Source organism: Escherichia sp. E1130, assembly GCF_005781065.1.
In the GTDB taxonomy this organism is placed as follows: Bacteria; Pseudomonadota; Gammaproteobacteria; order Enterobacterales; family Enterobacteriaceae; genus Escherichia.
Map to the genome: position 1 here is coordinate 519,304 of NZ_VATL01000004.1, position 25,757 is coordinate 545,060.

The 25,757-nt window shown below is 53.5% G+C and carries 21 protein-coding genes; 12 read left to right on the plus strand and 9 right to left on the minus strand.

The features are described from left to right. The first annotated feature begins 8 nt into the window (after nucleotides 1-8). On the plus strand, nucleotides 9-869 hold the full coding sequence (locus FEK66_RS05285; protein ID WP_135495150.1) for a ketose 1,6-bisphosphate aldolase: 861 nt from the start codon (nucleotides 9-11) through the stop codon (nucleotides 867-869). Next, nucleotides 866-1,867 (plus strand): carbohydrate kinase family protein, encoded by a 1,002-nt coding sequence (locus FEK66_RS05290; RefSeq protein WP_130205861.1) that lies wholly within the window; start codon nucleotides 866-868, stop codon nucleotides 1,865-1,867. The genes FEK66_RS05285 and FEK66_RS05290 overlap by 4 nt, the downstream gene beginning before the upstream one ends. Here FEK66_RS05290 and FEK66_RS05295 read toward each other — a convergent pair. Next, nucleotides 1,864-2,571: a response regulator transcription factor gene (locus tag FEK66_RS05295; protein WP_135495151.1), complete on the minus strand. Its 708-nt coding sequence runs from the start codon at nucleotides 2,569-2,571 to the stop codon at nucleotides 1,864-1,866. The genes FEK66_RS05290 and FEK66_RS05295 overlap by 4 nt on opposite strands. Before the next feature lie 290 nt (nucleotides 2,572-2,861). On the opposite strand from FEK66_RS05295, the gene yjcS reads away from it, so the two are divergent. The 7 genes from yjcS to yjcO all read left to right on the plus strand — a co-directional run bounded on the left by yjcS (nucleotide 2,862) and on the right by yjcO (nucleotide 13,023). After that, nucleotides 2,862-4,847 (plus strand): alkyl sulfatase YjcS, encoded by a 1,986-nt coding sequence (gene yjcS, locus FEK66_RS05300; protein WP_135495152.1) that lies wholly within the window; start codon nucleotides 2,862-2,864, stop codon nucleotides 4,845-4,847. Between the two features lie 208 nt (nucleotides 4,848-5,055). Further along, nucleotides 5,056-5,331, plus strand: a complete 276-nt coding sequence (locus FEK66_RS05305) for a YtcA family lipoprotein (RefSeq protein WP_135495153.1) — start codon at nucleotides 5,056-5,058, stop codon at nucleotides 5,329-5,331. An 18-nt stretch (nucleotides 5,332-5,349) separates the two neighbouring features. Then, nucleotides 5,350-6,381 carry a multidrug efflux transporter periplasmic adaptor subunit MdtN gene (gene mdtN, locus FEK66_RS05310; protein WP_135495154.1) on the plus strand — a complete coding sequence of 344 codons (1,032 nt, stop codon included), beginning with the start codon at nucleotides 5,350-5,352 and terminating at the stop codon, nucleotides 6,379-6,381. Continuing rightward, nucleotides 6,381-8,432 carry a multidrug efflux transporter permease subunit MdtO gene (mdtO, locus tag FEK66_RS05315; RefSeq protein WP_135495155.1) on the plus strand — a complete coding sequence of 684 codons (2,052 nt, stop codon included), beginning with the start codon at nucleotides 6,381-6,383 and terminating at the stop codon, nucleotides 8,430-8,432. The genes mdtN and mdtO overlap by 1 nt, the downstream gene beginning before the upstream one ends. Then, complete coding sequence (mdtP, locus tag FEK66_RS05320) at nucleotides 8,429-9,895, plus strand: multidrug efflux transporter outer membrane subunit MdtP (RefSeq protein ID WP_130205853.1); 1,467 nt, start codon at nucleotides 8,429-8,431, stop codon at nucleotides 9,893-9,895. The genes mdtO and mdtP overlap by 4 nt, the downstream gene beginning before the upstream one ends. Nucleotides 9,896-10,092: 197 nt before the next feature. Next, the gene (gene fdhF, locus FEK66_RS05325; protein ID WP_077629246.1) at nucleotides 10,093-12,240 is read left to right on the plus strand and encodes a formate dehydrogenase subunit alpha; all 2,148 of its coding nucleotides are present in this window, start codon (nucleotides 10,093-10,095) and stop codon (nucleotides 12,238-12,240) included. 93 nt (nucleotides 12,241-12,333) lie between these two features. Then, nucleotides 12,334-13,023 (plus strand): Sel1 family TPR-like repeat protein YjcO, encoded by a 690-nt coding sequence (yjcO, locus tag FEK66_RS05330; protein ID WP_064525643.1) that lies wholly within the window; start codon nucleotides 12,334-12,336, stop codon nucleotides 13,021-13,023. A 191-nt stretch (nucleotides 13,024-13,214) separates the two neighbouring features. Here the strand turns inward: yjcO and gltP are convergent, their stop codons facing one another. From gltP to nrfA, 8 genes are all read right to left on the minus strand, one after another. After that, the gene (gene gltP, locus FEK66_RS05335; RefSeq protein WP_130205847.1) at nucleotides 13,215-14,528 is read right to left on the minus strand and encodes a glutamate/aspartate:proton symporter GltP; all 1,314 of its coding nucleotides are present in this window, start codon (nucleotides 14,526-14,528) and stop codon (nucleotides 13,215-13,217) included. A 340-nt stretch (nucleotides 14,529-14,868) separates the two neighbouring features. Continuing rightward, the gene (gene nrfG, locus FEK66_RS05340) at nucleotides 14,869-15,465 is read right to left on the minus strand and encodes a heme lyase NrfEFG subunit NrfG (RefSeq protein WP_135495156.1); all 597 of its coding nucleotides are present in this window, start codon (nucleotides 15,463-15,465) and stop codon (nucleotides 14,869-14,871) included. After that, nucleotides 15,462-15,845, minus strand: a complete 384-nt coding sequence (gene nrfF / locus FEK66_RS05345) for a heme lyase NrfEFG subunit NrfF (protein WP_135495157.1) — start codon at nucleotides 15,843-15,845, stop codon at nucleotides 15,462-15,464. The genes nrfG and nrfF overlap by 4 nt, the downstream gene beginning before the upstream one ends. Then, nucleotides 15,838-17,556: a heme lyase CcmF/NrfE family subunit gene (locus tag FEK66_RS05350; protein ID WP_135495158.1), complete on the minus strand. Its 1,719-nt coding sequence runs from the start codon at nucleotides 17,554-17,556 to the stop codon at nucleotides 15,838-15,840. The genes nrfF and FEK66_RS05350 overlap by 8 nt, the downstream gene beginning before the upstream one ends. Before the next feature lie 19 nt (nucleotides 17,557-17,575). Next, entirely contained in the window at nucleotides 17,576-18,532 is a 957-nt protein-coding gene (nrfD, locus tag FEK66_RS05355; RefSeq protein WP_135495159.1) for a cytochrome c nitrite reductase subunit NrfD, read from the minus strand. Then, the gene (gene nrfC / locus FEK66_RS05360; protein ID WP_000220281.1) at nucleotides 18,529-19,200 is read right to left on the minus strand and encodes a cytochrome c nitrite reductase Fe-S protein; all 672 of its coding nucleotides are present in this window, start codon (nucleotides 19,198-19,200) and stop codon (nucleotides 18,529-18,531) included. The genes nrfD and nrfC overlap by 4 nt, the downstream gene beginning before the upstream one ends. Beyond that, a complete protein-coding gene (gene nrfB, locus FEK66_RS05365) occupies nucleotides 19,197-19,763 on the minus strand; it encodes a cytochrome c nitrite reductase pentaheme subunit (protein WP_135495160.1) in 567 nt (188 codons plus the stop codon). Before nrfB ends, nrfC begins: the two co-directional genes overlap by 4 nt. A 45-nt stretch (nucleotides 19,764-19,808) precedes the next feature. Continuing rightward, nucleotides 19,809-21,245 carry an ammonia-forming nitrite reductase cytochrome c552 subunit gene (gene nrfA / locus FEK66_RS05370; protein WP_135495161.1) on the minus strand — a complete coding sequence of 479 codons (1,437 nt, stop codon included), beginning with the start codon at nucleotides 21,243-21,245 and terminating at the stop codon, nucleotides 19,809-19,811. A gap of 393 nt (nucleotides 21,246-21,638) precedes the next feature. Here nrfA and acs point away from each other — a divergent pair, with 393 nt between their 5' ends. The 3 genes from acs to actP all read left to right on the plus strand — a co-directional run bounded on the left by acs (nucleotide 21,639) and on the right by actP (nucleotide 25,757). After that, the gene (acs, locus tag FEK66_RS05380; protein ID WP_130205834.1) at nucleotides 21,639-23,597 is read left to right on the plus strand and encodes an acetate--CoA ligase; all 1,959 of its coding nucleotides are present in this window, start codon (nucleotides 21,639-21,641) and stop codon (nucleotides 23,595-23,597) included. Nucleotides 23,598-23,796: 199 nt separating this feature from the next. Next, a complete protein-coding gene (locus tag FEK66_RS05385; RefSeq protein ID WP_001337746.1) occupies nucleotides 23,797-24,111 on the plus strand; it encodes a DUF485 domain-containing protein in 315 nt (104 codons plus the stop codon). Further along, complete coding sequence (actP, locus tag FEK66_RS05390) at nucleotides 24,108-25,757, plus strand: cation/acetate symporter ActP (RefSeq protein WP_000832550.1); 1,650 nt, start codon at nucleotides 24,108-24,110, stop codon at nucleotides 25,755-25,757. The genes FEK66_RS05385 and actP overlap by 4 nt, the downstream gene beginning before the upstream one ends.

Here is a 25,757-nt window from a genome sequence, read left to right on the forward strand (position 1 = left end):
AGAACGTTATGCCGTTGATTTCTCTCGCTGAAGGGCTGGCTCATGCCCGCGAACATCACTATGCGTTAGGCGCGTTTAATGTGCTGGACTCACACTTTTTACGCGCGCTATTCGCTACGGCCAGACAGGAACGCTCGCCGTTTATTATCAACATTGCCGAAGTACATTTTAAATATATCTCGCTGGATTCCCTGGTCGAAGCCGTGAAATTTGAAGCGGCGCGCCATGCCATTCCGGTGGTGTTAAATCTCGATCACGGGCTGCATTTTGAATCGGTGGTGCAAGCGTTGCGGCTGGGATTCAGCTCGGTAATGTTTGACGGCTCCACGCTGGAGTATGAAGAAAATGTCCGCCAGACGCGGGAAGTGGTGAAAATGTGCCATGCCGTTGGCGTATCGGTAGAAGCTGAACTGGGCGCGGTAGGTGGCGACGAAGGCGGTGCGCTTTACGGTCATGCCGATGAATCTCTGTTTACCGATCCGCAACTGGCGCGTGATTTTGTCGACCGTACCGGCATTGACGCGCTGGCCGTGGCGATTGGCAATGCACACGGCAAATATCGCGGCGAACCGAAACTCGATTTCCCGCGTCTCGACGCCATCCGCAAGCAGGCGGCTATCCCGCTGGTGTTACACGGCGGTTCAGGGATTAGCGATGCCGATTTCCGCCGCGCCATCGAACGGGGTATCCACAAAATCAATTTCTACACGGGTATGTCGCAAGCGGCGCTGGCAGCCGTTGAGGCCCGAATGGCGCGCCGTCAGCCGATGTATGACGAGTTCGCCGAGTTACTGCTGGCAGTGGAAGCCGCCATCAGCGATACGGTTGCACAACAGATGCGTATTTTCGGCAGTGCGGGGCAAGCATGATGGAACGTAAAGGGATTATCGCCGCAGGCAATATGCTGGTTGACCACGTCCATCAGATTATCCAGTGGCCAGAGCGCGGCTGGCTGGCGGAAATCACCCACAGCGAACGCTCAACCGGAGGCGCGCCGCTTAACGTCCTGCTGACGCTGGCGAAAATGCGCACCGGGTTGCCGTTACAGGCGGTCGGGCTAATCGGTCAGGACAGCGACGGCGATTACATCATGGCGATGCTTGAGCAATATCACGTCAATCGCCAGCATGTGCAGCGCACCACCTTTGCCCCGACGTCGATGTCGCAGGTGATGACCGACCCCGGCGGGCAGCGCACCTTTTTCCATTCGCCGGGCGCTAACCGACTGCTTGATCTTCCGGCGTTCGATCAGCTTGATAACAGCATGAAGATTTTCCATCTCGGCTATTTACTGTTGCTCGATAGCCTGGATATGCCGGACGATGTTTACGGTACTCGTAGCGCGCGTCTGCTGGCGCAAATGCGTGATAATGGCTTTGAAACCTCGCTCGACCTTGTCTCCCGCAAGGGCGATCCGCGTTATCAGCCGATGGTGCTGCCCGCGTTGCGCCATCTGGATTATCTGATAATTAACGAACTGGAGGCCGGGGAGTTTAGCGGGCTGGAAATTCGCTTACCCAACGGCGAACCGCATATCGTGCATATTGCTGCCGCCGCGCGTGAACTGTTAGATGCGGGCGTACGCCAGCGAGTGGTGATCCACTGCCCGGAAGGTGCCTGGGGAGAGACACCGGAACAGGGCGGCGTGTGGATCCCTTCGCAAAAGTTAGAACAACGGGAAATTATCGGCAGCGTCGGCGCGGGCGATGCATTTTGTGCCGGATTTTTATATGGCTGCCATGAACGCTGGACGCTTACCGAGAGCATCAAACTGGCACACGCCTGCGCGCGGGCAAGCCTGTTATGTGCCAATGCTATCGACGGGGCAAAAACGCTGGAAGAACTACAAACAGAATTGTCGGATTAGTGCACGTCGGCAGCGAAGACATACCCCAGACCGCGCAGAGTTTTAATCAACATCGGCTGATGCGGGTTTAGTTCGATTTTGCGGCGTAAGCGCATGATTAATACGTCGATGGTGCGATCAAACACCTCCACGCTATCGCTGTGGGTGAACTCCAGCAACTGCTCGCGGCTCAATACCCGACGAGCGTTTTGCGCCAGGGCCAGTAACAAGCCATATTCGCCCTGGGTCAGCTCGACATGTTGTTGTAGCGGATTGTGCAACTGGCAGCGCGTGGTATCGAGATACCAGCCATTGAATGACAGCCCGGCGTTTTTCTCCTCATTGACTGCCAGCGCGCCAACGCGCCGTAGCACCGCTTTTAGTCGCGCGACCACGACCCGTGGGGTAAACGGCTTGCAGATGTAATCATCTGCGCCCATTTCCAGCCCGACCACCACATCAGACTCACTGCCCAGGCCGGTCAGCATCACCACCGGCAGTGCAGGACGCATTTTCTGTAATTGTTGCAATACCCTCAGGCCGTTGATATCGGGTAGCATCATATCCAGCACCACCAGCGCGATATCAGGATCGCCCTCAACACGTGATATTGCCTCCTGCCCGGTATGGCAGACTGAAACCGTAAAGACATGTTCACTTAACACGTCCTGCAACAGTGCGCAGATAGCCGTGTCATCATCCACCACCAGCACAACAGGTTTCATGGTTATACTCCGAATTATTCACCTGATTAATCATTGTGCGGACTTCTTGCCGAAGTGAAAGAGAAAAGCAATATATATAATAAAAACATAAGTTAGGTCACATTATTGATGACAATAATAAATATGCCGTAATTTTCCCTCTTCAGCACAAATGCCTAATAAAATGGCTCGTTCCGCTCACACTTCCACTTATTAAAGTCGCAAATTCCCAATTATGATAACGCCAGCTTTAAATGACGTATTTTGCATGGATTACATATTTACGACATAAATGATAAATGGAGATTTATATGAATAACTCTCGGTTATTCCGTTTGAGCAGGATTGTTATTGCCTTAACCACCGTCAGCGGCATGATGATAAATACCGCTTACGCAACAGATGAAGCGAAAGGCGCCACTCAATATACCCAGCAGGTTAATCAGAATTACGCCAAATCATTGCCGTTTAGCGATCGTCAGGATTTTGACGATGCCCAGCGTGGATTTATCGCCCCGCTGCTGGATGAAGGTATTCTGCGTGATGCGAACGGTAAAGTTTACTACCGCGCGGACGATTACAAATTTGATATTAATGCCGCTGCGCCGGAAACCGTAAACCCCAGCCTGTGGCGTCAGTCGCAAATCAACGGTATTTCTGGCCTGTTCAAAGTCACCGATAAAATGTATCAGGTGCGCGGCCAGGATATCTCTAACATTACGTTCGTTGAGGGCGAGAAAGGCATTATTGTTATCGACCCGCTGGTGACGCCACCTGCCGCAAAAGCCGCACTTGACCTTTACTTCCAGCATCGTCCGCAAAAACCGATTGTTGCCGTTATCTACACTCACAGCCACGCCGACCACTATGGTGGCGTGAAAGGTATTATCTCTGAAGCCGATGTGAAATCCGGCAAAGTTCAGGTGATTGCCCCAGCTGGTTTTATGGACGAAGCCATCAGCGAAAACGTGCTGGCGGGGAACATCATGAGCCGCCGTGCGCTCTACTCTTACGGTCTGTTACTGCCGCACAACGCGCAAGGCAACGTAGGCAACGGCCTCGGTGTGACGCTGGCAACGGGCGACCCGAGCATTATTGCACCGACTAAAACTATCGTCAGAACTGGCGAGAAGATGATTATCGACGGCCTGGAGTTTGACTTCCTGATGACCCCAGGCAGCGAAGCGCCAGCCGAAATGCACTTCTATATTCCGGCCCTGAAAGCCCTGTGTACCGCCGAAAACGCCACGCATACCCTGCACAACTTCTACACTCTGCGCGGCGCGAAAACCCGCGACACCAGCAAGTGGACCGAGTATCTGAACGAAACGCTGGATATGTGGGGTAACGAAGCGGAAGTACTGTTTATGCCGCACACCTGGCCGGTCTGGGGCAACAAGCATATCAATGATTATATTGGTAAATATCGCGATACTATCAAGTACATTCACGACCAGACCCTGCACCTGGCGAACCAGGGCTACACCATGAATGAAATCGGCGACATGATTAAGCTGCCACCTGCGCTTGCCAATAACTGGGCCAGCCGCGGCTATTACGGTTCTGTCAGCCACAACGCCCGCGCGGTGTATAACTTCTATCTTGGCTATTACGACGGTAACCCGGCTAACCTGCATCCGTATGGTCAGGTGGAGATGGGTAAACGTTATGTGCAGGCGCTGGGCGGTTCTGCCCGTGTCATCAACCTGGCGAAAGAAGCGAACAAGCAAGGTGATTATCGCTGGTCGGCAGAACTGCTGAAACAGGTGATCGCCGCCAACCCGGGTGACCAGGTGGCGAAGAATCTGCAAGCGAATAACTTTGAACAGCTGGGCTATCAGGCCGAGTCCGCTACCTGGCGCGGTTTCTACCTGACCGGCGCGAAAGAACTGCGCGAAGGGGTACATAAGTTCAGCCACGGCACCACCGGTTCCCCGGACACCATTCGCGGAATGTCGGTCGAAATGCTGTTCGACTTTATGGCCGTTCGCCTCGATAGCGCGAAAGCCGCGGGTAAAAATATCAGCCTGAACTTCAATATGAGCAACGGCGATAACCTCAACCTGACGCTGAACGATAGCGTGCTTAACTACCGTAAAACACTGCAACCGCAAGCCAACGCCTCTTTCTACATCAGCCGTGAAGATCTTCACGCCGTGCTGACCGGGCAAGCCAAAATGGCGGATCTGGTAAAAGCGAAGAAAGCCAAAATTATTGGCAATGGCGCGAAACTGGAAGAAATTATTGCCTGTCTGGATAATTTCGATTTGTGGGTGAATATCGTAACTCCAAATTAATGCCACTCGCTTTTGGGGGCGCTTAAGCCCCCAAAAGTATTTATCTTAAAAATACATACAACCAATTAATACATAAAATATATAAGTTATGAATGCGGTGGCTGAATAAAGCTATTTTTATTCATCGAGAAAATAGCCATACTGACGCCTTCAATGGATATTGATATTCACTACAGATATTGTTCGCAGCAGACAGGATGTATTTAATATGCCAACAGTTCTCTCTCGCATGGCGATGCAACTCAAAAAAACAGCCTGGATAATTCCCGTCTTCATGGTTTCGGGATGTTCATTATCTCCCGCAATCCCGGTGATCGGCGCTTATTATCCCAGCTGGTTTTTCTGCGCCATTGCCAGCCTTATTTTGACGCTCATCACGAGGCAAATTATTCAGCGGGCAAATATCAATCTGGCATTTGTCGGAATTATTTATACCGCCCTTTTTGCTCTCTACGCCATGCTGTTCTGGCTGGCATTTTTCTAATCTATTTGAGACGCGCTCATGGAAAGTACGCCGAAAAAAGCTCCTCGCAGTAAATTCCCTGCTCTGTTAGTGGTTGCGCTGGCGCTGGTTGCCATTGTTTTCGTTATCTGGCGCGTAGACAGTGCGCCATCAACTAATGACGCTTACGCGTCAGCAGATACCATTGATGTGGTGCCGGAAGTCAGCGGTCGCATTGTAGAACTGGCGGTCACCGACAACCAGGCGGTGAAACAGGGCGATTTGCTGTTCCGCATCGACCCGCGCCCGTACGAAGCCAATCTGGCGAAAGCTGAAGCCTCCCTCGCGGCGCTGGATAAGCAAATTATGCTCACCCAGCGTAGCGTTGACGCGCAACAGTTTGGTGCCGACTCGGTTAATGCCACGGTAGAAAAAGCCCGTGCCGCTGCAAAACAGGCCAGCGATACATTACGCCGCACCGAGCCATTACTGAAAGAAGGTTTTGTCTCAGCGGAAGACGTTGACCGTGCAAGAACGGCGCAGCGCGCCGCAGAAGCGGATCTTAATGCCGTATTGTTGCAGGCGCAGTCAGCCGCCAGCGCCGTCAGCGGCGTCGATGCATTAGTTGCCCAGCGTGCGGCAGTCGAAGCGGATATCGCGCTGACGAAACTGCATCTGGAAATGGCAACCGTTCGCGCGCCGTTTGATGGCCGGGTCATTTCCCTCAAAACCTCCGTCGGGCAATTTGCTTCTGCCATGCGCCCTATCTTCACGCTAATCGACACTCGTCACTGGTACGTTATCGCCAACTTCCGCGAAACCGATCTGAAAAATATTCGCTCAGGTACACCCGCAACGATTCGCCTGATGAGCGACAGCGGCAAAACCTTCGAGGGTAAAGTGGATTCGATTGGCTACGGCGTGCTACCGGATGACGGCGGCCTGGTGCTGGGCGGCCTGCCGAAAGTGTCTCGGTCTATTAACTGGGTCCGCGTCGCCCAGCGTTTTCCGGTCAAAATCATGGTTGATAAACCCGATCCGGAAATGTTCCGCATCGGTGCTTCGGCAGTCGCTAATCTTGAGCCGCAATAATGAGCGCGCTCAACTCCCTGCCATTACCGGTGGTCAGGCTGCTGGCGTTCTTTCATGAAGAGTTAAGCGAGCGGCGACCAGGCCGCGTGCCGCAGACCGTGCAACTCTGGGTAGGCTGCCTGCTGGTGATTCTGATCTCGATGACCTTTGAGATCCCTTTTGTGGCGTTATCGCTGGCAGTGCTGTTTTACGGTATTCAGTCGAACGCGTTTTACACCAAATTTGTGGCGATCTTGTTTATGGTCGCCACGGTGCTGGAGATCGCCAGCCTGTTTTTGATCTACAAATGGTCATACGGCGAACCGTTGATCCGATTGATCATCGCCGGACCGATCCTGATGGGCTGCATGTTTTTGATGCGCACCCATCGGCTGGGGCTGGTCTTTTTCGCCGTCGCCATTGTCGCTATTTACGGGCAAACCTTCCCCGCCATGCTCGACTATCCGGAAGTGGTCGTGCGCTTAACGCTGTGGTGTATCGTTGTTGGCCTCTATCCAACCTTGCTGATGACGTTAATCGGCGTGCTGTGGTTTCCCAGTCGTGCCATTACGCAAATGCATCAGGCGCTTAATGATCGGCTTGATGATGCCATTGGTCACCTGACGGACAGCCTCGCACCGCTACCCGAAACGCGGATTGAAAGAGAGGCGCTGGCGCTGCAAAAACTCAATGTCTTTTGTCTCGCGGACGATGCCAACTGGCGAACTCAAAGCGCATGGTGGCAAAGCTGCGTGGCAACGGTAACCTACATTTACTCGACGCTGAATCGCTACGATCCCACCTCTTTTGCTGATTCTCAGGCAATCATTGAATTTCGGCAAAAATTAGCCTCAGAAATCAACAAGCTGCGACATGCCATTGCCAAAGGTCAGTGCTGGCAAAGCGACTGGCGACTTAGTGAAGATGAAGCGATGGCGGCACGGGAATGTAACCTGGAGAATATCTGCCAGACGTTATTGCAACTGGGTCAGATGGACCCGAATACGCCGCCAACGCCCGCAGCCAAACCGCCGTCAATGGTCGCCGATGCTTTTACCAATCCAGACTATATGCGCTACGCGGTAAAAACGCTGCTCGCCTGTTTGATCTGTTACACCTTCTACAGCGGCGTGGACTGGGAAGGCATTCACACCTGTATGCTGACCTGCGTGATCGTCGCTAACCCGAACGTCGGTTCGTCGTACCAGAAGATGGTGCTGCGTTTTGGCGGGGCTTTTTGCGGCGCGATTCTGGCGCTGTTATTTACACTACTGGTCATGCCCTGGCTGGACAATATTGTCGAATTGCTGTTTGTGCTGGCACCGATTTTCCTGTTGGGCGCATGGATTGCCACCAGCTCCGAACGTTCTTCTTATATCGGCACACAGATGGTGGTCACCTTCGCGCTCGCCACGCTCGAAAACGTTTTTGGCCCGGTGTACGACCTGGTGGAAATTCGCGATCGCGCCCTGGGTATCATCATTGGTACCGTGGTGTCCGCGGTGATTTACACCTTTGTCTGGCCCGAAAGTGAAGCGCGCACGCTGCCGCAAAAACTGGCTGGCGCGCTGGGTATGTTAAGTAAAGTAATGCGGATCCCACGCCAGCAGGAAGCCACGGCTCTGCGCACTTATCTGCAAATTCGCATAGGTCTGCATGCGGCGTTTAATGCCTGTGAAGAGATGTGCCAACGCGTGGCTCTGGAGCGTCAACTGGACAGCGAAGAACGCGCATTACTGATTGAACGTTCGCAAACGGTTATTCGTCAGGGACGCGACATTCTTCACGCCTGGGATGCGACCTGGAACTCGGCGCAGGCGCTGGATAACGCACTACAGCCGGACAGAGCAGGCCAGTTTGCCGACGCACTGGAGAAATACGCCGCCGGTCTGGCAACTGCACTCAGCCGTTCTCCTCAAATAACGCTTGAAGAAACACCCGCCTCGCAGGCCATCCTGCCCACCTTATTAAAACAGGAGCAACACGTCTGCCAGCTTTTCGCCCGCTTGCCAGACTGGACAGCCCCGGCATTAACGCCCGCCACGGAACAGGCACAAGGAGCCACACAATGATCAATCGTCAACTTTCACGTCTGCTGTTGTGCAGCATTCTCGGCAGCACGACGCTGATTTCCGGCTGTGCCCTGGTACGCAAGGATTCTGCGCCTCATCAACAGCTCAAACCGGAACAAATCAAACTTGCCGATGATATTCATCTGGCCAGTTCCGGCTGGCCGCAGGCGCAGTGGTGGAAACAATTTAACGACCCGCAACTGGATGCCCTGATCCAGCACACGTTGCAAGGTTCACACACGCTTGCCGAAGCGAAACTGCGGGAAGAAAAAGCGCAATCACAGGCCGACCTGTTAGATGCCGGTTCACAATTGCAGGTGGCGGCGATAGGGATGCTCAACCGCCAACGCGTCTCGGCGAACGGTTTTTTAAGCCCTTATTCAATGGATGCGCCAGCACTGGGTATGGACGGGCCGTACTATACGGAAGCCACAGTAGGTTTGTTTGCCGGACTGGATCTTGATTTGTGGGGTGTGCATCGCTCGGCGGTTGCCGCCGCCATTGGCGCGCATAATGCCGCGCTGGCAGAAACCGCAGCAGTAGAGCTATCGCTGACCACTGGCGTAGCGCAGCTTTATTACAGCATGCAGGCCAGCTACCAGATGCTTGATCTGTTAGAGCAAACTCGCGATGTGATTGATTACGCGGTGAGAGCGCACCAGAGCAAAGTGGCGCACGGTCTGGAAGCGCAAGTGCCTTTCCACGGCGCGCGGGCGCAGATTCTGGCCGTCGATAAACAAATTGCTGCCGTCAAAGGGCAAATCACCGAAACGCGAGAATCTCTGCGTGCATTGATTGGCGCGGGAGCCAGCGATATGCCGGAGATCAAGTCGGTGGCATTACCGCAAGTACAGACCGGTATTCCGGCGACACTCTCTTATGAGTTGCTCGCCAGGCGCCCGGATCTGCAAGCCATGCGTTGGTATGTTCAGGCGTCATTAGATCAGGTAGATTCCGCGCGGGCGTTGTTCTATCCGAGCTTTGATATCAAAGCGTTTTTCGGTCTGGACTCCATCCACCTGGATACCTTATTCAAAAAAACCAGTCGCCAGTTCAACTTCATCCCGGGTCTGAAATTGCCGCTGTTTGACGGTGGACGGTTGAATGCCAATCTCGAAGGCACTCGCGCCGCCAGCAACATGATGATTGAACGTTACAACCAGTCAGTACTGAACGCGGTGCGCGACGTTGCAGTCAATGGCACACGTCTGCAAACGCTCAACGACGAGCGGGAGATGCAGGCAGAACGCGTAGAAGCAACCCGCTTCACCCAGCGTGCCGCCGACGCCGCCTACCAACGCGGTCTAACCAGCCGTTTACTGGCCACCGAAGCTCAGTTGCCGGTGCTTTCCGAAGAGATGTCATTACTGATGCTGGACAGCCGCCGTGTGATTCAAAGTATTCAGTTGATGAAATCGCTGGGCGGTGGGTATCAGGCGGCTCCCGTCGTTGAGAAAAAATAAAATGTCTGCCGCGTGATGGCTGTCACGCGGTATTTCGTTTCGTCACGTCAAAACTGACGACAGCCTGTTTTTCGTCAGAGTTTTGAATAAATAGTGCCCGTAATATCAGGGAATAGCCTCAAATAAAATGTGGCATAAAAGATGCATACTGTGGTCGAGAGCGCGTATGCGTGATTTGATTAACTGGAGCGAGACTGATGAAAAAAGTCGTCACGGTTTGCCCATATTGCGCATCAGGTTGCAAAATCAACCTGGTCGTCGATAACGGCAAAATCGTCCGGGCGGAGGCAGCACAGGGGAAAACCAACCAGGGTACTCTGTGTCTGAAGGGTTATTATGGCTGGGATTTTATTAACGATACCCAGATCCTGACCCCGCGCCTGAAAACCCCCATGATCCGTCGCCAGCGTGGCGGCAAACTCGAACCTGTTTCCTGGGATGAGGCACTGAATTACGTTGCCGAGCGCCTGAGCGCCATCAAAGAGAAGTACGGTCCGGATGCCATCCAGACGACAGGCTCCTCGCGTGGTACGGGTAACGAAACCAACTATGTAATGCAAAAATTTGCGCGCGCCGTTATTGGTACCAATAACGTTGACTGCTGCGCTCGCGTCTGACACGGCCCATCGGTTGCAGGTCTGCACCAATCGGTCGGTAACGGCGCAATGAGCAATGCCATTAACGAAATTGATAATACCGATTTAGTGTTCGTTTTCGGGTACAACCCGGCGGATTCCCACCCTATCGTGGCGAATCACGTGATTAACGCTAAACGTAACGGGGCGAAAATTATCGTCTGCGATCCGCGCAAAATTGAAACCGCGCGCATTGCTGACATGCACATCGCACTGAAAAACGGCTCGAACATCGCGCTGTTGAATGCGATGGGCCATGTCATTATTGAAGAAAATCTGTACGACAAAGCGTTCGTCGCTTCTCGCACAGAGGGCTTTGAAGAGTATCGTAAAATCGTTGAAGGCTACACGCCGGAGTCGGTTGAAGATATCACCGGCGTTAGCGCCAGTGAGATTCGTCAGGCGGCGCGGATGTATGCCCAGGCGGAAAGCGCATCTATTCTGTGGGGCATGGGTGTGACCCAGTTCTATCAGGGCGTGGAAACCGTCCGTTCTCTGACCAGCCTCGCGATGCTGACCGGTAACCTCGGTAAGCCGCATGCGGGTGTTAACCCGGTTCGTGGTCAGAACAACGTGCAGGGCGCCTGTGATATGGGCGCGCTGCCGGATACGTATCCGGGATACCAGTACGTGAAAGATCCGGCTAACCGCGAGAAATTCGCCAAAGCCTGGGGCGTAGAAAGCCTGCCTGCTCATACCGGCTATCGCATCAGCGAGCTGCCGCACCGCGCAGCGCATGGCGAAGTGCGTGCCGCGTACATTATGGGCGAAGACCCGCTGCAAACGGATGCGGAACTGTCGGCAGTCCGTAAAGCCTTTGAAGATCTGGAACTGGTCATCGTTCAGGACATCTTTATGACCAAAACCGCGTCGGCAGCGGATGTCATTTTACCGTCAACGTCGTGGGGCGAGCATGAAGGTGTCTATACTGCGGCTGACCGTGGCTTCCAGCGTTTCTTCAAGGCGGTTGAACCGAAGTGGGATCTGAAAACGGACTGGCAGATTATCAGTGAAATCGCCACCCGTATGGGTTATCCGATGCACTACAACAACACCCAGGAGATCTGGGACGAGTTGCGTCATCTGTGCCCGGATTTCTACGGTGCAACTTACGAGAAAATGGGCGAACTGGGCTTCATCCAGTGGCCTTGCCGCGATACGTCAGATGCCGATCAGGGGACTTCTTATCTGTTTAAAGAGAAGTTTGATACCCCGAACGGTCTGGCGCAGTTCTTCACCTGCGACTGGGTAGCGCCAATCGACAAACTCACCGACGAGTACCCGATGGTACTGTCAACGGTGCGTGAAGTTGGCCACTACTCTTGCCGTTCGATGACCGGTAACTGTGCGGCACTGGCAGCGCTGGCTGATGAACCTGGCTACGCACAAATCAATACCGAAGACGCCAAACGTCTGGGTATTGAAGATGAGGCATTGGTTTGGGTGCACTCGCGTAAAGGCAAAATTATCACCCGTGCGCAGGTCAGCGATCGTCCTAACAAAGGGGCGATTTACATGACCTACCAGTGGTGGATTGGCGCCTGTAACGAGCTGGTTACCGAGAACTTAAGCCCGATTACCAAAACGCCGGAATACAAATACTGCGCCGTGCGCGTCGAGCCGATCGCCGATCAGCGCGCCGCCGAGCAGTACGTTATTGACGAGTACAACAAGTTGAAAACTCGCCTGCGCGAAGCGGCACTGGCGTAAATAAGTCCCTTCTACAGCCTCCTCTGGGAGGCTGTTTTTTTATCCATTCGAACTCTTTATACTGGATACACCCTACCCAATCGTATTATCAAAATGAAAAAAATTATCGCATTGATGTTGTTTTTGACATTCTTTGCCCACGCGAATGACTCTGAGCCTGGCAGCCAGTATGTAAAGGCGGCAGAGGCCGGAGACAGACGCGCACAATATTTTCTTGCCGACAGCTGGTTTAGCTCCGGCGATTTGAGCAAAGCCGAATATTGGGCACAGAAAGCCGCCGACAGTGGTGATGCCGATGCCTGCGCGCTGTTGGCGCAGATTAAAATCACCAATCCGGTCAGTCTGGACTATCCACAAGCAAAAATTCTCGCCGAAAAAGCAGCGCAAGCGGGCAGTAAAGAAGGTGAAGTGACGCTGGCACATATTCTGGTGAATACTCAGGCAGGTAAACCGGATTATCCGAAGGCGATTTCGCTGTTAGAAAACGCCTCGGAAGATCTGGAGAACGACTCCGCCGTCGATGCCCAGATGCTGCTTGGTTTGATTTACGCCAACGGCATAGGCATTAAGGCCGATGATGAGAAAGCGACCTGGTATTTCAAGCGTAGCTCTGCGATTTCCCGTACCGGTTATTCCGAGTACTGGGCAGGAATGATGTTCTTAAACGGTGAAGAAGGTTTTATCGAGAAGAACAAACAGAAGGCGCTGCACTGGTTGAACCTGAGCTGTATGGAAGGGTTTGATACCGGGTGTGAAGAGTTTGAAAAATTAACCAATGGTTAAGGTAGCCCTGATAAGACGCGGTAAGCGTCGCATCAGGCATTGATGTCGGATCCGGTGTAAACGCCTTATCCGACCTACAAAATCACGCTAAATCAGGCTATTGCGCAGTCTGGCATAGGCCTGATAAGACGCGGTAAGCGTCACATCAGGCATCCACACATTGCCGGGTGGATGTCCCCGGCAATCTTCAATTACTGATCCGCAGTCTTATCAAATTTGCCCAGCACTTCACGCTCGTAGGCCATCGCTTTTTTGTGGTCAAATTTGTGTTCCCACTTGGCAATCACCAGCACCGCCAGCGCATTACCCACTACGTTCAGCGCGGTACGTGCCATGTCGAGGATACGGTCAACACCAGCAATAAACGCCAGACCTTCCAGCGGAATACCTACGCTGCCCAGCGTCGCCAGCAGCACCACAAACGACACGCCCGGCACGCCAGCAATCCCTTTCGAGGTCACCATCAGCGTCAGCACCAGAATGATTTCCTGCCAGATAGACAGGTCAATGCCATACAACTGCGCGATGAAAATAGCGGCAATACTTTGATACAGCGTCGAACCATCAAGGTTAAAAGAGTAACCGGTCGGCACCACGAAACTGGTGATCGATGCCGGGGCGCCGTAGGCTTCCATCTTCTCAATAATTCGCGGCAGTACGCTTTCTGAGCTGGCAGTGGAGTACGCCAGAATCAACTCATCTTTCAGAATACGAATCAAGATCCAGACACTTAACCCGCACAGGCGCGCCACAATTCCCAACACCGCCAGCGCGAAGAACAGAATGGCGAAATGTACCAGCAGCACCAGTTTCGCCAGTGGCCACAGAGAAGAGAAACCAAAGTTAGCCACCGTCACCGCAATCAGCGCGAACACCCCCACTGGGGCATAGCGCATCACCATGTGCGTCACTTTAAACATGGTTTCAGAGATGGAGCGGAACACGGTCACCAGCGGTTCGCGATGCGCCGCGGGCAGGGAGGAAAGCCCCAGACCAAACAGCACCGAGAAGAAGATGATTGGCAGCATTTCGCCTTTCGCCATCGATGCCACAATGTTCGTCGGCACCAGCGACAAAATCGTCCCCATAATACCGTGAGAACTGCTTTGTACCGCTTCCGTGGTGCTCTGATATTTCGAGATATCGACAGTCGCCAGCTGTGACATATCGACCCCTGCTCCAGGCTGGAAGACGTTCGCCAGGGTGATCCCCAGGATGATGGCGACAGTGGTGATCGCCTCAAAGTAGATAATGGTTTTCGCGCCAATTCGCCCAAGCTGCTTGGCATCGCCGACACCCGCGATACCGACCACCAGCGTGGAAATCACGATCGGCACAACGATCATTTTAATCAGGTGGATAAAGATATCACCTGCCGGGGAGAGAAAATTAACGACTAACCAGTCACGGCTGTCGCTGTGATAATGCAGGTAACTTCCCAGGAGAATGCCCAGCACCATAGCAATGAGTATCTGCCAGGCAAGGCTGATTTTTATATTTTTCATACGATTGACTTCCTCAGTGGAACGCCGTTCCCCGTTCAAAAACGCAAGAACGTTATAAACTGCAGGGTATGGATTGTGTTGCGTTGGTTTGTGGATTTTTTTAACGCTTATGATCAGTATCATTTGCGCGGTATGTTGCGCAACCCTTTAACAACAGAGCTTTTCGCTGCATTAATGCATAATAACGCGACTTTATGGCAAAATTAATGAATAACTATTTGTTATGAAAAGATTTTTATTTGTTTAATTTGCAATAATACTGATTGGTGATTATTTTTTGCATGTGTTCATTCGATTATTTTTTACACATCTCAATAACATAATCTTCAACACTGAATGATTAATCCGCTCGCCGATGCAGCAGTTTTGCCATATTAATCGACTCAACCAGCTGTGTTCGGTTAACTCGTGGTGAGTTTAAATCCATCACTTTTTGCCATAGTTCGATGGCCTGCGCGTAATTCGCCTGCATAAACGCATCTGAAGCCAGCAGCATCAGGGCGGTGATTTCATTACTGTCCAGCGCGAGGGCTTTGTCGATCATTGCGCGAGTCTGGGCGGTCATATGCTGGCTGGCCTGGTAATAAAGCACCGTCGCCAGCGCCGCATACAGTTCAGCGTTCTCACCACGTAGTTGCAACGCCTGACGGTACGCCAGCAGCGAATTGCTGTAATCGTTTTGCCACAGATAGTACTCGCCCAGCAACGCCCACTGTTCACTGTTTTGTGGATTGGCGCGGATTTTATCCTGCAATGCCTGAAGCTGCGCTTCCGGGGTTTGCTGGCTGGCAAACTGATGTAGCGGATCGCGCTGACGCTGATACTCCGCACGTACCGCCTGCCATTTTGGACTTAACAGATAACTGCCGACACAGAGAAATACCATCAAAATCGTGAGTGTTGTCAGCATGTTCACCGGTATTTGAGGCTGTTTCATCGCTTCGCCCTCACTCGCCAGAGGATCAGTGCCATCAGCAGTAACAACACCACTGGCAGCGCCCACAACACCAGCGTCTGACCAGTTAACGGAGGGTTATAGCGAACAAAATCTCCGTAGCGTTCGGTCATCCAGCCAATGATTTCAACTTCGTTTTTCCCCTCCGCCACCATGCTGTAAACCTGATGGCGCATACTGACCGCCACTGGCGCGTTGGATTCCAGTAAGTTCTGATTCTGGCACTGCGGGCAGCGTAACTGGCTGGCAATATTTAACGCCTGTTGCTGTTGTTGCGGATTGGCGAATTGCCAGGTGTCTACGACCTGAGCGTGCGCAAAACAGGTAAATAGCAGCAGCAAAGTGAGAAACCCTTTATTCATCGCGCTTCCTCCCCCGCCATCCGCTTAACAATGCGCCTGCAATCATCAACAATCCTCCCCCCCAGATCCAGCGCACACCGCTTTGTACATACAAACGAAAAGCGTAACGATCCGCTCCGGTTTTCTCGCCCATGACCGCATACCAGTCATGGATGCCGTTCCAGCGAATTGACGGCTCCATCATTTGCTGACGGCGTGCTTCATAGAAACGCCGCTCCGGCGTTAATTCACCAATACGTTGCTGATGGTCAAACAGTGCCACTATCGCTTTTTCGCTGGTGTAATTGCCTTTGGCTTGCAGATCGAGGCGCTCAAACCGGAAGGTGTATCCTGCCAGTTTTACCTGCTGCCCCGGCTGTAAATTCAGGCTGATCTCCTGACGGCTGACGCTGGAAACCACGATCCCCGCGGCAAATAACAGCACGCCCGCATGCGCCAGCAGCGCCGGAAGCTGCGCGCGTTTGCCAGAGACAAACGTCGCCAGCACAATCACCACCAGCATCAACAGACCAAACGGTAACGTCGCGCGGTTAAAATATGGCGCGCCAACGGAGAGGCGTCCCCAGCCCAGCAAGCCGTAAATCATCGGATAAAGCGTTCCCACCAGCACGATCAGTAGCACCGCGCAAAACAGCAACAGCGTAGCGAGGATTAACATTTCTCGCGATAACCCTGAAAAACGCACCGCCGGGCCACCGTCCCGCGCTCGCCAGCCATACAGAGCCAGAGACGCAAGGCTAATCAGCGCAAACAGGCTGAACAACGGCACGGCGCGGACGTTATCCAGCGCGAACGCATGAACCGAAACCAGAATGCCAGAACGGACAATCAACGTCCCCAGCAGCGACAGCATCAGAGTAACGATCGCCAGCAGCAGCGACCAGTGGCGGAAAATCCCCCGCTGGCGTGTCAGGGATAAACTGTGCAGCAGCGCAGTGGCAGAAAGCCAGGGTAATAAAGAGGCGTTTTCCACCGGATCCCAGAACCACCAGCCGCCCCAGCCGAGTTCGCAATAGGCCCACCAGGAACCGAGGATGATCCCCGCCGTTAATGCGCTCCAGCCAGGTAACGCCCAGCGCCAACAAATTCGGGCGCTGGCCGCATCAAACTCGCCGCGCAGTAAACTCGCCAGCGCCACGCTCGCCGCCACCATCAAACCGCCATAGCCAAGGTAAAGCAGCGGTGGATGAAAGATAAGACCGGGATGTTGCAGCATCGGATTAAGATCGCGGCCTTCGATTGCTGGGGGGAATATCCGCACGAAGGGATCGGACCACAGCACCACAAACAGTAGCAGTGCGGCGATCATGAGAGATAAAACGGCTAGCGTCAGCGGAAATAGCGGATCGGTTTGCTGCCGATAATGCCAGGCAAACAGCGCGCTCCAGGCGGAAAGCAACAGTACCCAAAGTAGCAACGAACCTTCATGACCGCCCCACACCGCCGCCAGTTTGAGTTCCCACGACAGCAGGCTGTAGCTATGTTGTGCGACATAAATGACCGAGAAATCGCTGATGAGAAAACAATACGTCAGTACGCCAAAGGCGAGCAGCAGGAGTGTGAACTGCGCCAGAATGCCAATGCTGGCGAGCCGCATCATGGCAGGCCAGCGTAACCGCACTCCCGCGAAGGTCATCAACGGGGTCAACACGTTGACCCCGAGACTTAACAACAACGCCAGAAAACCGACTTCAGGAAGGAATACGTCCAGAAACCACCTCTTTTCTGGCTTACGCCACCGTCAACTGTCCGGCGTAGAGAATGAAAAAGCGCAGCATCAACACGCCGACCAGGCTGGCCCCACACGCCGCCAGCACGGCAGGAATGCCGGAACTGCGATTGACCCACGGTTTGAGCAACATTGGCATAATCAGCCCCAGCCCAGCGACACCAAGCCAGAACCACCACGTCCAGAAACCGCCACCCAATGCCGCCACCAGCGCACGCACTTTACCGTCATCGCCCAGCGCCAGACCGACAAAAAACGCCACCAGCAGGAAAATTTCACCCCATACCACAGGGATTTCCATCCGGTGAACAAAGTGCGCTTCCGTGGAATGCGGGTTACTGCGTTGGCGTATCGCCATGGCGATCAGCGCCACCGCCGCACCGGACGAGATGCCGGAGAAGAGGAACAGCACAGGCAGGATCGGGTTATTGAGGAACGGATACGATTTCAGCGCCGACAGCAGAAAGCCGGTATAAGCCCCCAGCAGCACCGCCAGCACCAGCATCAACGTTTCCAGTCCGCGATGAACGGGCGTCAGCAGGCTCAAGACCTTTTGCACGCTCCCCAACTTCGGCAACCAGCGTTGTTGCAGGGCAAGCAAATCGTGTTCAAAGATTTTCGCCAGCCACAGCACCAGCACCACCATGTAGAGCTGAAACAGCATCACCCCCATCGACATCACCGAGGTAAAACTGTAGTGGAACATCAGCTTCCAGAAGGTCCACGGACGCGTCAGATGAAAGACGAGGATCAGCAGGCCGAGGATCACTGCGCCAGGCCCGACAATCAGCGTGGTGCGCAGCAACGTACTGTCTGCACTACCCGCCTGCGGGTAGAAGCGACGCAGCAACACCGCCAGCGTCACCAGTCCGGCAGAGATCCCCACCAAAAACAGATAGATGGCAATCGGCCAGTCCCACACCAGCGATTCAAAATGAAATGCGGAAGCCTGAGTCATTGGCTCACCTCCCCGTATTTAAACGGCACGCGGTACAGCTTCGGTTTGGTTCCCAGCGCCAGCTTGTAGCGGTAAGTGGGCTTCTGGCGCAGCAGTTGTGAAATCTCACTGTTGGGATCGTCCAGATTGCCAAACGTCAGCGCCTTCGTCGGGCAAGCTTCAACGCACGCGGGTAACTTACCGGCCTGCAAATTAGTCTTGCGGCAGAAATCGCATTTGTCCGCTGTCTTCGTGACCGGATGGATAAAGCGCACGCGGTACGGACAGGCGGCGATGCAGTACTGACAACCGACGCAGAGATCCGGATTAACATCGACAATCCCACTGGCGGCATCGCGAAAAGAGGCACCCGTTGGGCAGACGTCAACGCACGGCGCATGATCGCAGTGCTGGCAAGACTTACGGAAGAAGCGATATTTCACATCAGGAAATTCGCCCTGCGGCTCGCTACGAATAATCGTCAGGCGCGAGACACCTTCCGGCACCTTGTTCACTTCCCGACAAGCATCCATACAGGCGGTACAGCCGATACATAACGACTCGTCATGCACCATGCCGTAACGCACCCCATTGATATTCAACGTTTTCGCCACCACGCGCCCCGCGGTGCCGCTAACGGCTGCCAGCACACCGACGCCGGTGAGAAACTGGCGACGTGACCAGGTCATGGCTGCTCCTTAAGCAACGGAACAGACGCCGGGTTAAAGTTCGGATTGGTGCGCTGATCGCTGTGGCAATCGACGCAAATCTTGATCCGTCCTTTGTCACTTAACGTCTGCATCGTATCTTGCTGTGGATGCAGGGAATGGCAGCTGGCGCACGCCACTTTGGTTACGTGAACATCGTGCGGCCAGAACGCTTTTTGCAACTGTTCCGGTAGATGGCAGGACATACAGACGCTGTTCTGCTCTCCAACCTTGTACATCGGCTCGTTAAAGCGCATCACATCTTTCACCCCTTCGCGGTGTTGCGGTGATGGCTGGCCGTGACAGTTGGTGCAAGTGACCGGCAGTTTGTTATTCGGGTTGATAACGGAAGCATGTTTGCCATGCATACCTTCGGTATCTGGTTTATGACAGTCCAGACAGGCGGCATCCGGGTTACGCTGCTGGGTAACTTCGTAGCGATCGCCAGATGCCTGCGCCGCAGGGGTAGCGGTAATTCCGTTCAGGCTCCACAACAGGCCCGACACCAGCACCCCAGCAGTTAATAACGAACGTAATACGCTCATATTCACTCCATTTTGTTTTCCGCCCCTTGCGAGGCGGAACGGGGATTATTGGCTTAACAGACCGTTTTTACGTGCCTGATCTTCCCACTGCGGGATCACCGTTTTGATGAAATCCTGTTTCTCGGCTTTGATTTGCTCCATGTTCAGGCCAATTGCCTGCTGGGCTTTCTCTTTGGTCGAGATATCCGGGATCTGGATTTCATGGGTGATGCCTTTGGTCGCCAGCAAACGCGCCAGTTTGGTACGCGCATCCGCCGCTTTATCCATCGCAGTACCGAGCATCCGCAGACCTTCTTCCGGTGCGTGCATATGAATACCGTGGGAAGCGATCGCCAGATCCCAACGCCACTGGGCATGACGGATATCGTCCTGAATCGGCTTCATTTCGGCTTCCGTCGCGCCTGCGTCCAGTGCAGCTTTCGCTTCGAAGTGAGCGTGAACCAGTTGATCTTCAACCTTGATTTTCAGGTCGTTAATCGACTGCTTACGTTCCGCGACAACTTTTTGCAAGGCGGCTTTGTCCTGGGTATGGCAGTTCGCACAAGTCAGGGCGAAGTTATCAAACGGATTACCAATTTTATGGTCGGTGTAGAGTTTGCCTTCGGCGTTCTGCACTTTTGGCATATGGCAGTCGATACAGGTCACGTTGTTTTTGCCGTGAATGCCCGCTGTCCAGGTTTCATATTCCGGGTGCTGCGCTTTCAGCATTGGCGTTTTCGACAGGGAGTTAGTCCAGTCAGAGAAGGCAATTTTGTCGTAATACTGCTCCATATTTTCGACTTTCATGCCGTCATCCCACGGGAATTTAACGGCTTTGTTTTTGCCGTCGAAGTAATACTCCACATGGCACTGACCGCAAACCATCGATTGCTGGTCGAAACGTCCAGCTTTCTCAAAAGGTTTGCCAATGGCTTCCATTGCATGCGCCGCATATGGACGGGAAAGGGTTAACTCCGGCTTACCTTTGGCGAACTCTGGTGAGGCGGTGTTATGGCAGTCGGCACAACCTAAGTTGTTGACGATTTCCGGGCCGCCGCGCGCCCATTTACCGTGGAAGTAGCCATCTTCGCCGTCTTTCTGGATCAGGCGCGCCACATCCGGGCTTTTACAACTCCAGCATGCCATCGGTAGCGGACCATCTTCGGCATTTTTCGGCGCACCGGTACGCAGAGTTTCACGCACATCGGTCACAGCAAAGGCATGTCCACGCGGCTTGTTGTAATCGCGCGAGAAGGGATACCCCGCCCACAGGATCACCAGCCGTGGATCTTCCGCCAGAGCGTCAACACGCTCTGACTGTTCCGAGGTGGCTTTCCAGGAGAGATATTGATCGGGATGCTGTGGGGCAAAGGTTTCATTCTTCGCTTCCACAGTTACAGGTTTCGCGGGAGCGGCCGTTTGTTCAGCGTGAACAGAAGTGAAAAAGAAAAAAGGAATCAACAAGCTGAAGATACGGCGTGCGTTTATTTTTATCCTTGTCATAGGGGCTTTATCCAAATTTTGCCATTGAGGCAATGGCAGTTTTTATTGTTTTTTCATGACAGTAACCGCACATACACTGTCATGACATTGCTCGCCCCTATGTGTAACAAATAACCACACTGTGAATGTTGTCTTTAATCAATTGTAAGTGCATGTGAAATACCACTTTAGAGTTAGCCGATAATTTCCTCCATTTCAAACACATGCATAACTGCATGTTCCAGAAAGAAAATGCCAACTTTTGTTGGTGTCCTTCAAAAATAATCCTGTCGTTTATTTGCACAATTCTACTTTTGCGTGATCTGCCGCCCAAATACTAAACAAAACTGCCAATACCCCTACATTTAACGCTTATGACACATATTATTAACATCCTACAAGGAGAACAAAAGCATGAGCCAAATACACAAACACACCATTCCTGCCAACATCGCAGACCATTGCCTGATAAACCCTCAGCAGTACGAAGCGATGTACCAACAATCAATTAACGCACCAGATACCTTTTGGGGCGAACAGGGAAAAATTCTCGACTGGATCAAACCGTACCAGAAGGTGAAAAACACCTCCTTTGCCCCCGGTAATGTGTCCATTAAATGGTACGAGGACGGCACGCTGAATCTGGCGGCAAACTGCCTTGACCGCCATCTGCAAGAAAACGGCGATCGTACCGCTATTATCTGGGAAGGCGATGACGCCAGTCAGAGCAAACATATTAGTTATAAAGAGCTGCACCGCGACGTCTGCCGCTTCGCCAATACCCTGCTCGAGCTGGGCATTAAAAAAGGTGATGTGGTGGCGATTTATATGCCGATGGTACCGGAAGCTGCGGTCGCGATGCTGGCCTGCGCCCGCATTGGCGCGGTGCATTCGGTAATTTTCGGCGGCTTCTCGCCGGAAGCCGTTGCCGGACGCATTATCGATTCTAACTCACGGTTGGTGATCACTTCCGACGAAGGTGTGCGCGCCGGGCGTAGTATTCCGCTGAAGAAAAACGTTGATGACGCGCTAAAAAACCCGAACGTCACCAGCATTGAACATGTGGTGGTACTGAAGCGTACTGGCGGAAAAATCGACTGGCAGGAAGGGCGCGACCTGTGGTGGCACGACCTGGTTGAGCAAGCCAGCGATCAGCATCAGGCGGAAGAGATAAACGCCGAAGATCCTCTGTTTATTCTCTACACCTCCGGTTCTACCGGTAAGCCGAAAGGCGTGCTGCACACTACCGGCGGTTATCTGGTGTACGCGGCGCTGACCTTTAAATATGTCTTTGATTATCATCCGGGCGATATCTACTGGTGTACCGCTGATGTGGGCTGGGTTACCGGACACAGTTATTTGCTGTACGGCCCGCTGGCCTGCGGCGCGACCACGCTGATGTTTGAAGGTGTACCGAACTGGCCGACGCCTGCCCGTATGGCGCAGGTGGTGGATAAGCATCAGGTCAATATTCTTTACACCGCGCCAACGGCGATTCGCGCGCTGATGGCGGAAGGCGATAAAGCGATTGAAGGCACCGACCGTTCGTCGCTACGCATTCTCGGTTCCGTGGGCGAGCCAATCAATCCGGAAGCGTGGGAGTGGTACTGGAAGAAGATCGGCAACGAGAAATGCCCGGTGGTCGACACTTGGTGGCAGACCGAAACTGGCGGTTTCATGATTACGCCGCTGCCTGGGGCGACCGAACTGAAAGCCGGTTCTGCAACGCGTCCGTTCTTCGGCGTACAACCGGCGCTGGTGGATAACGAAGGTAATCCACAAGAAGGTGCCGCTGAAGGCAGTCTGGTGATCACCGATTCCTGGCCGGGTCAGGCGCGTACGCTGTTTGGCGATCACGAACGTTTTGAACAGACCTACTTCTCCACCTTCAAAAATATGTATTTCAGCGGCGACGGCGCGCGTCGCGATGAAGATGGCTATTACTGGATCACCGGGCGCGTGGACGACGTGCTGAACGTCTCTGGTCACCGTCTGGGGACGGCGGAGATTGAGTCGGCGTTGGTGGCGCATCCGAAGATTGCCGAAGCCGCCGTGGTGGGTATTCCGCACAATATTAAAGGTCAGGCGATCTACGCCTACGTCACGCTTAATCACGGGGAGGAACCGTCACCAGAACTATACGCAGAAGTCCGCAACTGGGTGCGTAAAGAGATTGGCCCGCTGGCGACGCCAGACGTGCTGCACTGGACCGACTCCCTGCCTAAAACCCGCTCCGGCAAAATTATGCGCCGTATTCTGCGCAAAATTGCGGCGGGCGATACCAGCAACCTGGGCGATACCTCGACGCTTGCCGATCCTGGCGTGGTCGAGAAGCTGCTTGAAGAGAAGCAGGCTATCGCGATGCCATCGTAACCCACAATTGCCCGATGTGAGTCGGTAACGGTTTGTAGGCCTGATAAGACGCGACAGCGGCGCATCAGGCACTGGTTGCCGGATGCGGCGTGAACGCCTTATCCGGCCTACATTCGGCAAGGGTTACCCGAGCGTTAACCTTCTCCCATAAGGGAGCGGGAATTAAAACAATCCCTACATTACCTCTGGAGAATCTGTGATGAATGGTACGATTTATCAGCGGATAGAAGACAATGCGCATTTCAGGGAGTTAGTCGAAAAACGGCAACGGTTTGCCACCATCCTGTCGATTATTATGCTGGCAGTTTATATCAGCTTTATTTTACTGATCGCCTTCGCGCCCGGCTGGCTGGGCACCCCGCTGAATCCGAACACCAGCGTCACACGCGGTATTCCCGTTGGCGTTGGGGTCATTGTTATCTCCTTTGTTCTCACTGGTATCTACATCTGGCGGGCGAACGGCGAATTCGACCGTCTAAATAATGAAGTCCTGCATGAGGTACAAGCATCATGAAAAGAGTTCTGACGGCGCTTGCCGCCACACTCCCTTTCGCAGCTAACGCCGCGGATGCTATTAGCGGGGCCGTTGAGCGCCAGCCAACAAACTGGCAGGCGATTATTATGTTCCTGATTTTCGTCGTGTTCACGCTCGGCATTACCTACTGGGCGTCAAAACGCGTACGTTCTCGTAATGACTACTACACCGCAGGCGGCAATATCACTGGCTTCCAGAACGGGCTGGCGATTGCCGGGGACTATATGTCTGCCGCCTCATTTTTGGGGATCTCCGCGCTGGTGTTTACTTCCGGCTATGACGGGCTGATCTACTCGCTGGGCTTCCTGGTGGGCTGGCCAATCATTCTGTTCCTGATTGCTGAACGTCTGCGTAACCTGGGCCGCTATACCTTTGCGGATGTGGCTTCTTACCGCCTGAAACAAGGGCCGATTCGTATTCTTTCGGCTTGTGGTTCTCTGGTGGTGGTAGCGCTTTACCTTATCGCCCAGATGGTCGGCGCAGGTAAATTGATTGAACTGCTGTTCGGCCTTAACTATCACATTGCGGTGGTGCTGGTTGGCGTGCTGATGATGATGTACGTCCTGTTCGGCGGCATGCTGGCGACCACCTGGGTGCAGATTATCAAAGCCGTTCTGTTGCTGTTCGGTGCCAGCTTTATGGCCTTTATGGTGATGAAACACGTCGGCTTTAGCTTCAACAATCTGTTCAGCGAAGCGATGGCGGTACACCCAAAAGGTGTCGACATCATGAAACCGGGCGGACTGGTGAAAGATCCGATCTCCGCGCTCTCTCTGGGGCTTGGGCTGATGTTTGGTACGGCTGGCTTGCCGCATATTCTGATGCGCTTCTTTACGGTCAGCGATGCACGCGAAGCGCGTAAGAGCGTGTTCTACGCTACCGGATTTATGGGCTACTTCTACATCCTGACCTTTATTATCGGCTTTGGCGCGATCATGCTGGTCGGTGCGAATCCGGAATATAAAGACGCTGCGGGCCATCTGATTGGTGGTAACAACATGGCGGCAGTTCATCTGGCCAATGCGGTGGGCGGCAACCTGTTCCTCGGCTTTATTTCAGCGGTTGCTTTCGCCACTATCCTCGCGGTAGTTGCGGGTCTGACGCTGGCGGGCGCTTCCGCGGTTTCGCATGACCTGTACGCTAACGTCTTCAAAAAAGGCGCAACCGAACGTGAAGAGCTGCGAGTCTCGAAAATCACCGTGCTGATCCTCGGCGTGATTGCCATTATCCTCGGCGTGCTGTTTGAGAATCAGAACATCGCGTTCATGGTGGGCCTGGCGTTTGCCATCGCCGCGAGCTGCAACTTCCCAATCATTCTGCTTTCCATGTACTGGTCGAAGTTGACTACTCGTGGCGCAATGATGGGCGGCTGGTTAGGGCTGATTACTGCGGTAGTACTGATGATCCTCGGCCCAACGATTTGGGTACAGATCCTCGGTCACGAAAAAGCCATCTTCCCGTACGAATACCCGGCGCTGTTCTCAATCAGCGTGGCATTCCTCGGCATCTGGTTCTTCTCGGCAACCGATAATTCAGCGGAAGGGGCGCGCGAGCGTGAACTGTTCCGTGCGCAATTTATCCGTTCCCAGACCGGCTTTGGCGTTGAGCAGGGCCGCGCGCATTAA

Coding starts and splice junctions, on each gene's coding strand:
- FEK66_RS05285 (WP_135495150.1), top strand. CDS start 9: ATGCCGTTGATTTCTCTCGCTGAAGGGCTGGCTCATGCCCGCGAACAT.
- FEK66_RS05290 (WP_130205861.1), top strand. CDS start 866: ATGATGGAACGTAAAGGGATTATCGCCGCAGGCAATATGCTGGTTGAC.
- FEK66_RS05295 (WP_135495151.1), bottom strand. CDS start 2,571: ATGAAACCTGTTGTGCTGGTGGTGGATGATGACACGGCTATCTGCGCA.
- yjcS (WP_135495152.1), top strand. CDS start 2,862: ATGAATAACTCTCGGTTATTCCGTTTGAGCAGGATTGTTATTGCCTTA.
- FEK66_RS05305 (WP_135495153.1), top strand. CDS start 5,056: ATGCCAACAGTTCTCTCTCGCATGGCGATGCAACTCAAAAAAACAGCC.
- mdtN (WP_135495154.1), top strand. CDS start 5,350: ATGGAAAGTACGCCGAAAAAAGCTCCTCGCAGTAAATTCCCTGCTCTG.
- mdtO (WP_135495155.1), top strand. CDS start 6,381: ATGAGCGCGCTCAACTCCCTGCCATTACCGGTGGTCAGGCTGCTGGCG.
- mdtP (WP_130205853.1), top strand. CDS start 8,429: ATGATCAATCGTCAACTTTCACGTCTGCTGTTGTGCAGCATTCTCGGC.
- yjcO (WP_064525643.1), top strand. CDS start 12,334: ATGAAAAAAATTATCGCATTGATGTTGTTTTTGACATTCTTTGCCCAC.
- gltP (WP_130205847.1), bottom strand. CDS start 14,528: ATGAAAAATATAAAAATCAGCCTTGCCTGGCAGATACTCATTGCTATG.
- nrfG (WP_135495156.1), bottom strand. CDS start 15,465: ATGAAACAGCCTCAAATACCGGTGAACATGCTGACAACACTCACGATT.
- nrfF (WP_135495157.1), bottom strand. CDS start 15,845: ATGAATAAAGGGTTTCTCACTTTGCTGCTGCTATTTACCTGTTTTGCG.
- nrfD (WP_135495159.1), bottom strand. CDS start 18,532: ATGACTCAGGCTTCCGCATTTCATTTTGAATCGCTGGTGTGGGACTGG.
- nrfC (WP_000220281.1), bottom strand. CDS start 19,200: ATGACCTGGTCACGTCGCCAGTTTCTCACCGGCGTCGGTGTGCTGGCA.
- nrfB (WP_135495160.1), bottom strand. CDS start 19,763: ATGAGCGTATTACGTTCGTTATTAACTGCTGGGGTGCTGGTGTCGGGC.
- nrfA (WP_135495161.1), bottom strand. CDS start 21,245: ATGACAAGGATAAAAATAAACGCACGCCGTATCTTCAGCTTGTTGATT.
- acs (WP_130205834.1), top strand. CDS start 21,639: ATGAGCCAAATACACAAACACACCATTCCTGCCAACATCGCAGACCAT.
- FEK66_RS05385 (WP_001337746.1), top strand. CDS start 23,797: ATGAATGGTACGATTTATCAGCGGATAGAAGACAATGCGCATTTCAGG.
- actP (WP_000832550.1), top strand. CDS start 24,108: ATGAAAAGAGTTCTGACGGCGCTTGCCGCCACACTCCCTTTCGCAGCT.